The sequence below is a fragment of the Bacteroidota bacterium genome (assembly GCA_034439655.1).
Lineage (GTDB): Bacteria > Bacteroidota > Bacteroidia > UKL13-3 > UKL13-3 > CANJUD01.
Window position 1 is genome coordinate 1 of sequence record JAWXAU010000113.1, and the last position, 13,982, is coordinate 13,982.

Genomic DNA, 13,982 nt, shown 5'->3' on the forward strand with positions numbered 1-13,982 from the left:
AAGGGACTAATCCCGAATGCTTTCGGGATGTAGTTCGGCATTACCATTCTACAAACCAAATCCGCCACAGGCGGAGAACTATTTTAGTTTAAGAATTGGTATTATATAATGAGTTTCGTTATAAACGTATTTCGCAATTAAATTCGATTGAAGCTAAGAGTTAAAATAAAAAAAGAGTATAACTATATGCTACACTCTTTTTTTTGAAAACTAAATTTATAATGGGTATTATTTTCCTTTTACATAACTGCTCAGTTCGGTCATCGAAGCTTCAAAGGTAAATGCATCGTTCACTTTATAATAATTGTTCTTATCATAGCAATGCGAGAAAGCATATTTGGCATACTCTAGTTTTGTTGACTCGAAGTCGAATAATTGCACCATCTCCTTTATTTGTTGAGCAGTAAAACAATTAGCATCGGTTATTTGCTTGGCAATTTCTAATTTGGTACTCTCAAAACTTTTACTTTTAATACTCTCTTTAGCCGTATTGAAATCGTTACTGTTCATTGGCATTGGGCAACCATAAGGGCCATTATAGCCTGGCACGTATCCGCCTCCATTATTATATCCACTGTTATTGTTGTTGTTGTTTTGATTTGTATTATAACCTGTATTTCCCATACCGTAGGCAGTTACAAACCTATTTAATTCTTCCACATTGGCATTGATATAAAAAGCAGAATACACTACCGAAAAATTTGCAGGATCGTAGCAACGTGGATAAGCATACTGAGCAAAAGATAGCCTATCTCTTTCGGAGAATATATCAGTACAAAGCGTTTTTATTTGTGCAGAAGTGAGGCAATAGTTTGTAGATAATTGTTGTGCCGTAATTATTTTACCTGCTTCGGTTGTTTGATTACGTACCTTTCTTTCTTCAGCTTGGAAAACCAGTGGGGTTAATGGACTTGCACATCCTGCCCATGTACCACCATTGCCTGTGGTAGTGGTGGTTGTTGTTGTTGTAGTGGTAGAGTATGAACTAGCGGTTTGGCCTGTTCCTGTACCAGACGCATTTATATTAACGCCTCCTCCATTTATTTGCAGACCATTTGGATTTACATTGATATTCAAATTTGGGTTCATCGGGTCGTTTGTTGTTCCGGTATTAATGTTCACGCCACTAGGATTTGCGTTCATATCTACGCCACCTGCACCATTATTACCATTATAATTTGTGCCACCATTATAACCAGGGTCTGGAGGAGGAACTTGTGTGATAGTAATTACAGTTGGATTAGAAGAAAATACCTTTATAGAATACTTAGCTACATAGTTGTTTTTTGTTTTTGGATTCTTCATATTCCTCACACGTTCCGAGGTAATATCGGATATAGGGCGGGGTTTTATCACAAAGGTTTTGTCGTTGCCAGAGGCCACGGTTACATTGTCGGTAATACTTCCCAAATCGGCTTTTTGAAATTTAACAACCACTTTATACCGGGTCATTGGGCGATTGTCGACCCGAACATTATTAGAAGGTACGGGATTAATTGTGATGCTGTTTACCATCAAGGTGAAGTTTTCATTGTCTTCGGTAAAGAAAATCATGTTGCCGTTTTGTGCTGAAACATTTAAGGCAAACACGCTTAATAAAATTGTAAATAGATTCTTCATGTGTGTAGATTTTTATATTGTGCGGTGGGGGTATTTCAAATGAAGTTCCAAAAATAGGGCATATTCCTGAAATTAAAAAAATGGTATTGGTAATCAGCTAAATAATTTTACAAATTCCAAATCTCCCACGATTTATCTGCCTGATGCTTTAACATATCAACTCCGTTTTGTGTATCACAGCCAACTTCCTTGCAGCGTTGCAAATACAAAGTCTCTTCAGGATTATAAACCATATCGTAACAAAGGCATTTGGAACTAAGAGCCGCATAATTTATGGCTGGGGCTTCATCGGTTTTGGGCCACATACCCACTGGTGTAGCATTGATTAACAAGTCTATAATACCTATATACTCATCGCTAAGTTGATTGTACGTAATGATGTTATTTTCATCATCTTGGATGCTGCGTGATACTATATGATACTGTATTTTATTTTTGTCCAAAACATATTTTGCTGCCTTAGCAGCTCCCCCGTTACCCAATATAATAGCGTGCTTAACTTTACTTAAGTCAAGTTTATCCTGCAAAGATTTTTCAAACCCATATATATCGGTATTATAACCTTTTAGCAACAAATCGCCTTTGGTTTGTCTAAACCTCACACAGTTCACCGCCCCTACTACTGCTGCTTCCCGATCCATTTCATCTAGGTAGTTGATGATATCTTCTTTATAAGGTATGGTTACATTAAGACCCTGCAAATCTGATCTTCGCATAATTAGTTCGGGAAATTGCAATATATTGTTTAGCGGGAAAAGTTTGTAGGAATGCCCCGATAAATTAAGCTGCTTAAATTTTTCTGTAAAGTATTGGGGCGAAAACGAATGCTCCAATGGCCAACCAATCAACCCATATATTTTTTTTTGCATTTCGTGAAAATTTTGAATTATGCAACCGTTTTCAAAATATAATTACTTTCTTTTGATTTGGATATCCTGAATCTTAGTATTCTCTACAGAAAGTATAGTGAAAACAAAGTCATCATTCTCAATTACAGTGCCCGATTCGGGAATATTTTGGTATATAGAAAATATATAGCCGCCCAGTGTTTCGTACTCACCTATAGGCAAGTCCAATTCATACTTATCATTTAAATGATCAATCTCCAATCGTGCATTGAACACCCATTCGTGTTGCGAATTCTCTTGCTCGGTCACCGTTTCATTATCATATTCATCATTTATGGCCCCAAATATTTTTTCTAATATATCTTCTGTAGTTACAATACCAGCAGTACCTCCAAATTCATCAACAACTACAGCCATGCTTTTGCGTTGCTTGGTCAATTGGTTCAACAGATCTCGAGCCGCCATCGACTCAGTGGCTATGGTAATGGGCATCATAGCATGACGTATACTTTTGGGTTTTTTCAATAATGAATTTTGGTGTATATAACCTACTATGTGGTCAATGCTTTCCTCAAACACCAATATTTTTGAATGGCCCGATTCAATGAGTACCTCATATAGTTTCTCCACAGACTGGCTTTGCTCAATGCCAATAATTTCGGTACGCGGGGTAAGGCATTGGCGTATTTTTACATTACCGAAATCGAGAGCGTTCTTAAATATTTCCGTATCTACATCTGCATCTTCTTCCAAATCCATTTTGGCCGATTGTGATATATACTCATCCAAATCTACTTTACCAAAAACCGGAGCTCCCTCCTTCCAATCGAGCCTGAAGATGCCATTGAGCATGGACTTTGCAAGCCAGGTGATAAAATGCACCAAGGGATAAAATATATAATATATAATTAAAAAGGGTACGGCAAAAAACTCCAAAATCAAATCGGGATTTATACGGAACAATACCTTGGGCAAAAACTCGGCAGTGAACAAAATAAATATGGTGGATATGAAAGTGGCTAAAATCAATAATATATATCTGTGCTCGTGAAAGTACGGTTCCAGCATAGGGTGCAGAAATTTTTCTTCCATAAAAATGGAGTATATAACCAGTGCCGTATTATTGCCAACCAGCGTAGTGCTGATAAATTTGGATGGCGTCTTTACAAAAGGTGATAGAATTTTTGCCGAGAAACTCCCCTGCTTATTCTTTAGCTCTATTCTAAGCTTATTGGCCGAGATAAATGCTATTTCGATGCCCGAAAAAAACGCACAGGCTATGAGCGTGAAGAATATGATTATGGGGCCATCCAAGATATTTAACGATTAAATGATTTAAGATTTGGTGTTTTATTCAAGCAAAGGTAAAGTGAGGTTTTCATAAAAACTATAATAATTATGGTAGGCCGATTTTAACTTTCCAAAACTTCTAAACTTTTGGAAAGTTAAAATACAATAGTTTATTCCACAATTACACGGTCCTTACCATCAAAATAAGGACTTTGGACTGAGAGTACTTTCAGTGGGATTTTAGAGGTGGTTTTTACCCAGTGTATCACACCCTTGGGTATAAAAACGACCACACCCGGTTTTAATTCAAATGATTTTTTGCCCAACTTCATGATGCCGGTGCCTTCCAACACCGATATATGTTCGCTATGATATAAATGTTTGTGAGTCTTTACTTCATTTCTAATCACAATGATAAAACCACTGCTCAAGCTATCGCCACTAATACGTTCGATCCATATATTGCTTATTGTATCGGGCATTTTCAAAGTGTCAGTTTGAAAAACTACTTGGCCAATCATGGATTGGGAACAAAAAACCACCGATACCAATAAGATTATTTTTTTGATACGGAAATTTATCATAACATTGCAAAGATAATCTTTCGTACATGTTAGGCAAGTTAAAATTTCTATTCCCATTATTAATTATATATCACTCCGTTTCAGCCCAAAAGCTGAGCATTAGCGACAAACGGACTATTATATCCAATTATAATATCACTTTAGCAAAACAACAATGGGATAGTGTTGCCACCTATTATGATAACAAAATGGCAAGCTTTCTGCCTCCTAGCAAAATGGAATCGCTTTGGGAACAACTCGCTAGGTACTATGGTGAATACAGCCATTATGAGACTGCAGATACCGCCACAAAAAAAGGTGACTTGGTATTCGTAACCAAATTCCATTTTAAACGCGGAAGTTTGATGGAACAAATAAATATGAATGATACAGGGCTAATAACAGGCCTTTGGTTTTTACCACTTGAGGATAAAAGTGGATATGCCGAACCTAATTATTCTAACAAGAAATTATATTATGAAACGGATGCAGAAGTAGTGACCGGAGATTATAAAATGAAGGGGAAACTTACAGTGCCCAACAATGCAAAAAAAGTCCCCGCAGTGATATTGGCATGGGGTTCAGGACCCAATGGAATGAACGAAGAAATAGGAGGTTGCCAACCATTCAACGATTTGGCAGCAGGACTTGCATCGCAGGGCATCGCCGTTTTGCGTTTCGACAAACGTACATATAAACACAGTATGGATATTAATGCCAAGGGTCTGCCCACAATTGACGATGAATATACTTATGATATAGCTAGTGCCTTAAAATTATTAAAAACAAAAATATATATAGACCCAAAAAATATATATTTATTGGGCCACAGCCAAGGCGGGATGTTATTACCATATTTGCTCAAAAATATAAAAGGTTTTGCAGGAGGAATTAGTATGGCAGGTGCAGCCCGACCACTTGGTGAACTAATAGTAGAGCAGATGAACTACCTTGCACCAGATAGCATACTAAAAACCATGGAAGAAAAAATGATGAAAGAAAAAGCTATCACACAAGCAATGCTTTCGATGAGTGATACGATTAAATATAATACAGATGCAGACTTGTTACCTCTCGGTTTCCCAGGGAGTTATTGGATTCATTTGAACAAAATACAACCTGCTATCATCGCAGCAAAAATAAAAAAACCTATCTTGTTTTTACAAGGGGAAAGTGATTATCAAGTACGGATGGATGATTATAATTTGTTCAGACTATATAATAAATCCGCCAATCATTTTTTTAAATCATACCCTAAATTGAATCACTTATTTGTTGAAGGTGAAACGGAGGCATTATCACAACCTTCCGACTATTTTAAACCCGGAAATATATATGAACCCGTGATTATGGATATCGCAAAATTTATTAAAACAAAACAATTATGAAATCTTTGATTCACGAATACAAAAAAACAAATCACTATATGAGTAAAAAATATCTTATTATACTTCTTCTCTTCTCGTTTGCTGGTGTATATGCCCAAGAACCCATGAAAGACAGTGCTACAGGCAAATATTATTTTGAGAAAGAAACAGAGAAGGGAATGGTACGCATCAATAATATATTATATGACGAGGTCACTACTTTTTATGCTAAATATGCTTTAGCCAAGCATGATGGCAAATGGTATATGGTAGATCAAAACCTCAAAAATATGAGAGGCCCTTTTGATTATGCCGACCGAGAGGCTTTCGACAATAATGGAGAAGCTGCAGTACGTTTAAATGGAAAATGGAATGTGCTTAGCTACAAAAATAAGTTATTATTAAAACGCTCGGTACCCGACAGCAATTTTTTTTACAATCAGAGCGAAACTTTTTATTTCCAATCTGTAAATAACAGGGTATATCGTGCCATTATAAAGAAAAGAAAATGGGTGGAACTGAGTTGCACTTCAGATTCAACACCAGGAGAAGGTATTACAAATGAATACTGTGAACTAGAAGATTTCTTAAACTTTTCTGGTGAAAATTTAGCTGCGGTGAAAAAAGAAAAATATGGGTACGTCAATAAAAAAGGAGTCACGATTTTACCCTTTATATTTGACTATGCTGGAGACTTTAACTATAAAGCTGCCGTAGTGAAAAAAGATGGCATGTATGGCTATGTAGATGCATCGCTTAATTTGTTTATACCATTTATGTTTGATAATGCAAAACCTTTTATAGTTTCTGCTGCTGCGGTGCAAAAGGGTTTTTGGTATGGCCTTATCAATAAACAAAGAATGACTATCGTACCTTTCGATTATAGTGATTTAAATTGTATAGACCAGAATGGGCTATTATATAGTGCCAAAAAAAATTCAACTTTTGGAATAATTGATAGCAATAATCATACAGTAATTCCTTTTGACTATGAAGCTGATTTTGGAATGATAAATAGCAATTGCTTCGTTGCTAAACGAGACGGCTATTTTGGCCTCATAAATATTGTGCAACGTAAACTTGTACCATTTAATTATAAAGAATATGATTTAAGCTTGAAGTCAAAAAATTTGATTGTTTTTAAAGTGAAAGAAGATACCAAAAATCCTTATCAGATATTTAATACTTTTGGTGATAAACGTAACGACGAAGGATATCAAACTGTATATTATTTTTATGGCGATCGTTGCCAAGTGAAACGTAATGAAAAGTACGGCTTAATTGATGAATCGGGTTATGAAGTTGTTCCCTGTCAATATGACGCTATAGGTTATTTAAATACCGAAGGCACCTACCAGGTCACTAAAGGCATTGAGAAATTTTTTATTGATAAAACAGGACAAAAAGTAGTAAGGAAATGATAAACATAATTAACAGATTTAACACTAGAATTATATATATTCTCATTTCAGGAATAATCTGTATAAATGCTTGCAAAAATAACATCCCCAATGCCATTGATAAACCTTTAACTGAAAAAACAGATAGTTTACTATCGGAATCTGATATCGAAAATAAAATTTTAGATAAACTCTCAAAACTACCCGAATGGGTAAAGGAAAACAACTATATAGATTCGTTTACCAACCACAAGCATGGCCTTGCTGTAACTACTGAAAAACCGACAACAGACAAACCTGATTTCTATTTTCGGGTAGGGTATAATGGAGAAGATAGGTTTGAAACTTATTTCCACTTTTATGTAAATCCTAAAACGTTTGAAATAAAAATTTTGGATCTGCTAGATGGCGATATAGTGCCTATAGCTGTTTGGAGGAAAAGAGAATTAAAGCGGAAGAAATAACCCTATATTATATATATTATTCCGATAAACTTATACCGTTTTGGCTATCTATAAGTGTAGAATTATTTGAACCTATTTCCATATTTAATTCAGTACCATTCCAACTGAGTTTAACTCTACCATCTTCTAGTCTCCAATTACCGCTCACACTTGTATAGTTGTTCATCATAGCTTCGGTTCCTTCAAAGCTACCATCGGCTTTCAAATTTAATTCGATGGTAGCTAATGATTTTGCACCTGTAACCTCTGCGTTGCCTGTGGGTGCTTGTTTCCAAGTGCCAGCCAATTCCTCCATCGGGTTTTCCGCAGACTCTTTTTGTTCCACATTTTCAGGAGATTCTTTCGAATCTATTTGTTCAGATTTGATTTCTGAATCCTCTGTTTCACCTTTTTCGCTTGAATGATTTTTACAAGAAAAACAAAAAACAATTGAAACTATTATAATATATTTCATAATACTATTATAGGTTAAGAATTGGTATTACTTATATTGACACCCTGAGCGGCCCGCCACGGCGAGGAAGGGCTATCCCTCAAACGTACTATAAAAATAATTCGTCTCACTTTTAAATTCTCCAGCACAAGTATCTACCATTTTATATACTCTTTTTATACCCATTTCATTATATCTTTTCTCAAAAACTTCATCTTCGGTACAACCTAAAAGAAACGCAATTTGTATATCACAATATCCTTTTTGTTTCATCTCACTCATGAGTTCAACAGGCATATTATTTATATTAAAACGCTTGGCTTCGGTTTCTATAATAACCAATTCATTTATCTGTTGCAAAAACCAACGATCGATGCGTGTTACTTTTTCTATCGTGCTTATGGGTACACCCAAACTCATTGCATCTTTGATATGGAAAACCCTGTTCCAACTTGGGTTTGCAAGACTATGCATAATTTCATCGAGGTTGCGTAATTGTTTTCCATCGGCTCCCAAACCTTGGCGATTTATTTCCAAACTTTGTAATGCTTTTTGCAATGCTTCTTGAAAATTACGACCAATAGCCATCACCTCACCCACCGATTTCATTTGCAAACCAAGGGTTTTATTTGCTCCTTTAAATTTATCAAAATTCCAACGCGGCACTTTTACGATTACATAATCGAGTGCGGGTTCAAAATAAGCTGAGGTAGTTTTGGTAACAGGGTTCATCAACTCGTCCAAATTATATCCAATGGCAAGTTTGCTCGCAATTTTTGCAATGGGATATCCTGTAGCTTTACTGGCCAATGCCGATGAACGACTCACACGTGGATTTATTTCAACAGCTATAATACTTTCATCTTCGGGATTCACCGCAAATTGCACATTGCAACCTCCGGAAAAATTACCAATGGAACGCATCATTAATATAGCCATATCACGCATCTCTTGAAAACATCGATCACTCAAAGTCATAGCAGGGGCCACGGTGATGCTATCGCCAGTATGGATTCCCATCGGGTCAAAATTTTCGATGGCACATATCACAGCTAAATTATCATTTTGGTCTCGCAGTAATTCCAACTCATATTCTTTCCAACCCATTACTGCCCTCTCTACCAAAACCTCGTGCGTAGGACTGGCTTTAAGTCCACGCATTAAAGCGGCATCAAATTCTTCTTTGTTGTGTACAATTCCACCCCCGTATCCACCAAGCGTGTAACTAGGTCGAATCACTAAAGGAAACCCTATTCGTTGTGCTATTTCTTTTCCTTCCAAAAATGAATTTGCTACTTGGCTTTCGGCCACACCAATACCAATATCAATCATCAGTTGGCGGAATTTTTCACGGTTCTCCGTAGTTTCTATAGCATGTATATCAACTCCAATCATCCGCACTTTATACTTTTCCCAAATGCCCAACTCATCTGCTTCTTTGGCAAGGTTCAATGCTGTTTGCCCACCCATAGTAGGCAGCACTGCATCAATTTGATGAGCCTCTAAAATCTCTATAATACTTTGTACCGTAAGTGGCTTTAAATATATATGATCGGCCATCACAGGGTCGGTCATAATAGTTGCTGGATTACTATTGATAAGTGTTACTTCAATACCTTCCTCACGCAACGAGCGGGCTGCTTGTGTGCCGCTATAATCGAACTCACAAGCTTGGCCAATGATGATAGGACCTGAACCTATTATTAAAACTGATTTTATTGAACTGTCTTTGGGCATCTAGATTATTTTTTATTTTATAATTAATATTTTTTATTTTAGGAATAAGGAGCTGGTGAAAAGGAGTAAGGCCATTCGGAGAAAAACTAGTCGGCAACGCCCCCTTAATCTTTACTCCTTATTCCTTGGTGCTATCCCGTAAAATTAGGCAAAATTAGGATATATATAAATACCATTGTGCATTGTTGAAAAAAGAAATTTAATTCGCTTAAATACAGTCACATCAATCATTCTCGAAAATTTCAAAAAATATTAAATTAATTGCACGCACATTCGAGAGCCCTACTATCTTTTGGGGTCAAAAACATTCTCCACATTATTTCCACTTTGCGGCGGCCCCCTGTGGATAATTGAACATTTAAAACTTTGGCAAGGCCTTTAATTTTGCGGTACTTATAATATATATAGTTTTTACACAATTTTCTTAACCAAACAAATACATGGGCAAAATAATAGCAATAGCAAACCAAAAAGGAGGCGTAGGCAAAACAACTACCGCCATCAACTTAGCCGCCAGTCTCGCCGTGCTCGAGTTCAAAACTTTATTGGTAGATGCAGACCCACAAGCCAATAGCACCTCAGGCATCGGGTTCGACCCTAAGAATATTAAAGCAGGATTGTATGAATGTATTATACAAGATTTATCGGCCCGCGACCTCATTATTAAAACTGAAATAGAATACTTGGATTTGCTTCCCTGTAATATTGACTTGGTAGGTGCAGAAATAGAAATGGTTGACCTACCCAATAGAGAACAGATGATTAAAAGGGTGCTTACCAAAATAAAAAATGATTACGACTTTATTTTAATAGATTGCTCGCCGTCATTGGGTTTAATTACTTTGAACTCACTAACCGCTGCCGACTCAGTTATTATACCAATACAGTGCGAATATTTTGCTTTGGACGGATTGGGCAAATTATTGAACACGATAAAAATTGTGCAAAAAACCACCAACTATCCTTTGCAAATTGAAGGTATGTTGCTTACCATGTACGACCAACGTTTGCGTCTTTCGCACCAAGTTGTGGATGAAGTGAAAACACATTTCCAACAATTGGTATTCGATACTATTATACACCGCAATACCAAATTGAGCGAAGCCCCAAGTTTCGGAGTGCCAGTTATCAACCACGATATGGATAGCAAAGGCTCAATCAATTATTTGAACCTAGCCCGCGAACTATTGCAAAAAAACGGAATGGCTAGGCAGACTAATGAAATAGTTGAAGAAACGGAATAAACCAACTGCCCTTGTCCCCCTAAAAAGCTTACGGGGCTATTGGGAGTGCGTTACCACAAACCACTAACTTTATCCAATATGCATGAAAATGTATATATATAAATTATTTTAAAATCATATAAATATTCACCATCCTTTATTATCAATAAAAATGTCAACCAAAAGAAACGCACTAGGCAAAGGACTTAGTGCCCTCCTCGAAAGCAATTCAACTGATGTTACCACTATGGAAACCCCCATGCGTGTGGGTTCAGTTTCCGAAATAAAGATAGCCGATATTGAGGCAAATCCATTTCAACCGCGTACCGAATTTGCCGAAGCCGATTTGCAAGAACTTGCCGATAGTATTATAGTACATGGTATTATACAACCCATCACAGTTCGTAAAATGGGCTATGATAAATTCCAAATCATATCGGGCGAACGCCGCACCAGAGCTGCTGTTTTGGCTGGCCTTACTTCTATTGCAGCCTATATAAGAATTGCCAATGATGAGCAAAGTCTCGAAATGGCTTTGATAGAAAATACACATCGCAAAGATTTGAATGCGATAGAAATTGCCTTAAGCTACAAACGACTTTTAGATGAATGTAGCCTAAAACAAGAAGAGCTCGGTGAAAAAGTTGGTAAGGACCGCACTACAGTAAATAACTATTTACGATTGCTACGCTTGCCAGAAGATATACAGGCTGCCTTGCGTGACGAACGCTTGAGCATGGGCCATGCACGTGCTATCATTAATATAGAAAATCCTGAAAAGCAGAGAGCTATTTTTGAAGAAATAATCAACGGCAACCTCAGCGTTCGTAAGGTGGAAGATTTGGTGCGTGAACGCGGTGCTTCTAAAAAGAATACAAACTCTACTGTAGCTTCCACAGATGAATTTGTATCGGAGTTTGAATCATACCAACACACCCTTTCCAAACGTTATAGCTCCCTTGTTAATTTCCGCCTCAAACCCAATGGCAAAGGCGAGATTGTGATACCTTTCCATGGCCGTAACGAATTACAAAGATTGATCAATTTGCTTGAGAACTAATTATATAATTTGATAGCACACAAAAAATATTATATATATATATGTAGAGGTATCATACTTCTGTTTATTTTTGTTAGTCCTTTATATAGTTTTGCTCAAAAAGATTCTCTGGCAAAAAAGGACACCACACTTGTTCCCGGTTCAAAACATTCTGCAAAGAAAGCTGCAATTTTATCTGCCATCATTCCCGGTGCGGGGCAAATCTATAATAAAAAATATTGGAAAGCACCAATAGTTTGGGCTATGTTGGGCGGTTCCATATATTATTTTATATATAACCAACAAACCTATATCGACTTTAGAAATAATTATAGAACTCGTGTAGATGCTGACCCCAATACCTTCGACAATTATTTATTCCTCACCAATACGCAACTTAAAGGGCAGCGTGACAATGCCCGCCAATCACGAGACTTGTCCATACTTATTATGGCCATTGCCTATTCACTAAATATAATAGATGCCAATGTAGATGGGCACTTATATAATTTTGATATGAGCGATAATTTATCATTGAAGGTTAAACCCAGTTATTATATAAACCCGATAGATATCGCCCCGATAAATATCGGGTCAGGATTTATAATGTCATGTTCAATACATTTTAAAAACAAACCTGTATATGGATTCTGATAAATATATGGCCCGCGGCGTATCGTCGCAAAAGGAAGATGTACATGCTGCCATTGCAAATCTTGATAAGGGTTTATACCCCAAAGCATTTTGCAAAATACTCCCAGATTTACTAGCCAATGATTCCGAATGGTGTAATATTATGCATGCCGATGGAGCAGGGACAAAATCATCTTTAGCCTATATATATTGGAAAGAAACTGGCGACCTTTCTGTATGGCATGGCATCGCACAAGATGCCTTGGCCATGAACCTGAACGACCTACTTTGCGTAGGTGCAACTAATGATATTTTAGTTTCGAGTACCATTGGCCGCAACAAAAATTTGATACAGGGCGAAGTAATAAAAGCTATTATTGAAGGTACCAACCAATGTATCGAAACTTTACAAAAATTAGGAAGTAATTTACACCTCACCGGTGGCGAAACTGCCGACGTGGGCGACCTTGTGCGAACTATTATAGTCGACTCGACAGTAACTGCACGCATGCCACGCAAAAATATAATAGATAATGCCAATATAAAACCTGGTTGCGTGATAGTAGGATTGTCATCGAGTGGCAAGGCCAGCTATGAAAACTATTATAATGGCGGTATGGGTTCCAATGGGCTCACCAGTGCCCGCCACGATGTATTTGCAAAGTATTATAGTGAGAAATATCCCGAGAGTTTTAATACTTCTCTTCCACATAATCTTATATATAGTGGAACCTGCCAACTCACCGATAAAATTGATACGCCCAATGGCCCCGTAGATGCAGGCAAATTGGTATTATCTCCCACACGATTATATACACCTGTGGTAATAAAAGTATTACAAGAACTTGGCGGAAAAATATTGGGAATGGTACATTGCAGTGGTGGTGGTCAAACCAAAATATTGCACTTTGTAGAAAATATACATATTATCAAAGATAATTTATTCCCAATCCCACCCCTATTCTCTCTTATCAAAGAACAGAGTGGAAGTGATGACAAACAATTATATCAAACATTTAATATGGGCCATCTTTTAGAATTTTATATGGAGGAACAATTTGCCCAAACTATTATAGATATTGCCAATAGTTTTAATATCGATGCACAGATTATTGGGCGTTGTGAAGCTAGGGAGGGCAAGGGCTTGACGCTGCATACAGGAAGTGGAGTTGTGGTATATTGATTCCTTTTTTAAACTTCGTACATCATATTTCGTAATTCCTTGTTCTTAAATATTTTTGCATGACAAACAAGGATTAATACCGACACTCAATAGACCTCTTTCATAATTCAAATAAGAAAAGCCAAATTATAACGGACACTTTATTTTATTGTAGTATCGCTCGCCGCGAACTCCGATAACTA

The 13,982-nt window shown here is 36.9% G+C and carries 13 protein-coding genes; 7 read left to right on the forward strand and 6 right to left on the reverse strand.

All coding sequences use genetic code 11. The features are described from left to right. Positions 1-228 precede the first annotated feature (228 nt). The 4 genes from SGJ10_08025 to SGJ10_08040 all read right to left on the reverse strand — a co-directional run bounded on the left by SGJ10_08025 (position 229) and on the right by SGJ10_08040 (position 4,342). A complete protein-coding gene (locus SGJ10_08025) occupies positions 229-1,620 on the reverse strand; it encodes a DUF4476 domain-containing protein (protein MDZ4758069.1) in 1,392 nt (463 codons plus the stop codon). Between the two features lie 107 nt (positions 1,621-1,727). Beyond that, complete coding sequence (locus SGJ10_08030) at positions 1,728-2,489, reverse strand: shikimate dehydrogenase (protein ID MDZ4758070.1); 762 nt, start codon at positions 2,487-2,489, stop codon at positions 1,728-1,730. Between the two features lie 42 nt (positions 2,490-2,531). After that, positions 2,532-3,782, reverse strand: a complete 1,251-nt coding sequence (locus SGJ10_08035) for a hemolysin family protein (protein MDZ4758071.1) — start codon at positions 3,780-3,782, stop codon at positions 2,532-2,534. A gap of 146 nt (positions 3,783-3,928) precedes the next feature. Then, a complete protein-coding gene (locus tag SGJ10_08040) occupies positions 3,929-4,342 on the reverse strand; it encodes a cupin domain-containing protein (protein ID MDZ4758072.1) in 414 nt (137 codons plus the stop codon). Positions 4,343-4,368: 26 nt separating this feature from the next. On the opposite strand from SGJ10_08040, the gene SGJ10_08045 reads away from it, so the two are divergent. From SGJ10_08045 to SGJ10_08055, 3 genes are read left to right on the forward strand one after another with little or no spacing between them, the layout of a single operon-like run. Next, positions 4,369-5,709, forward strand: a complete 1,341-nt coding sequence (locus SGJ10_08045) for an alpha/beta hydrolase (protein MDZ4758073.1) — start codon at positions 4,369-4,371, stop codon at positions 5,707-5,709. Between the two features lie 38 nt (positions 5,710-5,747). Next, entirely contained in the window at positions 5,748-7,109 is a 1,362-nt protein-coding gene (locus SGJ10_08050) for a WG repeat-containing protein (GenBank protein ID MDZ4758074.1), read from the forward strand. After that, positions 7,106-7,552 carry a hypothetical protein gene (locus SGJ10_08055; GenBank protein MDZ4758075.1) on the forward strand — a complete coding sequence of 149 codons (447 nt, stop codon included), beginning with the start codon at positions 7,106-7,108 and terminating at the stop codon, positions 7,550-7,552. Before SGJ10_08050 ends, SGJ10_08055 begins: the two co-directional genes overlap by 4 nt. Before the next feature lie 16 nt (positions 7,553-7,568). On the opposite strand, the gene SGJ10_08060 is transcribed toward SGJ10_08055, so the two are convergent. Both SGJ10_08060 and carB read right to left on the reverse strand, forming a co-directional pair. Further along, positions 7,569-8,006, reverse strand: a complete 438-nt coding sequence (locus SGJ10_08060; GenBank protein MDZ4758076.1) for a hypothetical protein — start codon at positions 8,004-8,006, stop codon at positions 7,569-7,571. A gap of 72 nt (positions 8,007-8,078) precedes the next feature. Continuing rightward, positions 8,079-9,722, reverse strand: a complete 1,644-nt coding sequence (gene carB, locus SGJ10_08065; GenBank protein MDZ4758077.1) for a carbamoyl-phosphate synthase large subunit — start codon at positions 9,720-9,722, stop codon at positions 8,079-8,081. Positions 9,723-10,162: 440 nt separating this feature from the next. On the opposite strand from carB, the gene SGJ10_08070 reads away from it, so the two are divergent. From SGJ10_08070 to SGJ10_08085, 4 genes are all read left to right on the forward strand, one after another. Beyond that, entirely contained in the window at positions 10,163-10,966 is an 804-nt protein-coding gene (locus SGJ10_08070) for an AAA family ATPase (GenBank protein ID MDZ4758078.1), read from the forward strand. A 151-nt stretch (positions 10,967-11,117) separates the two neighbouring features. Then, positions 11,118-12,005, forward strand: a complete 888-nt coding sequence (locus SGJ10_08075) for a ParB/RepB/Spo0J family partition protein (protein MDZ4758079.1) — start codon at positions 11,118-11,120, stop codon at positions 12,003-12,005. A 9-nt stretch (positions 12,006-12,014) separates the two neighbouring features. Further along, positions 12,015-12,638, forward strand: a complete 624-nt coding sequence (locus tag SGJ10_08080) for a DUF5683 domain-containing protein (protein ID MDZ4758080.1) — start codon at positions 12,015-12,017, stop codon at positions 12,636-12,638. Beyond that, a complete protein-coding gene (locus tag SGJ10_08085; GenBank protein MDZ4758081.1) occupies positions 12,628-13,800 on the forward strand; it encodes an AIR synthase-related protein in 1,173 nt (390 codons plus the stop codon). The genes SGJ10_08080 and SGJ10_08085 overlap by 11 nt, the downstream gene beginning before the upstream one ends. Positions 13,801-13,982 lie beyond the last annotated feature (182 nt).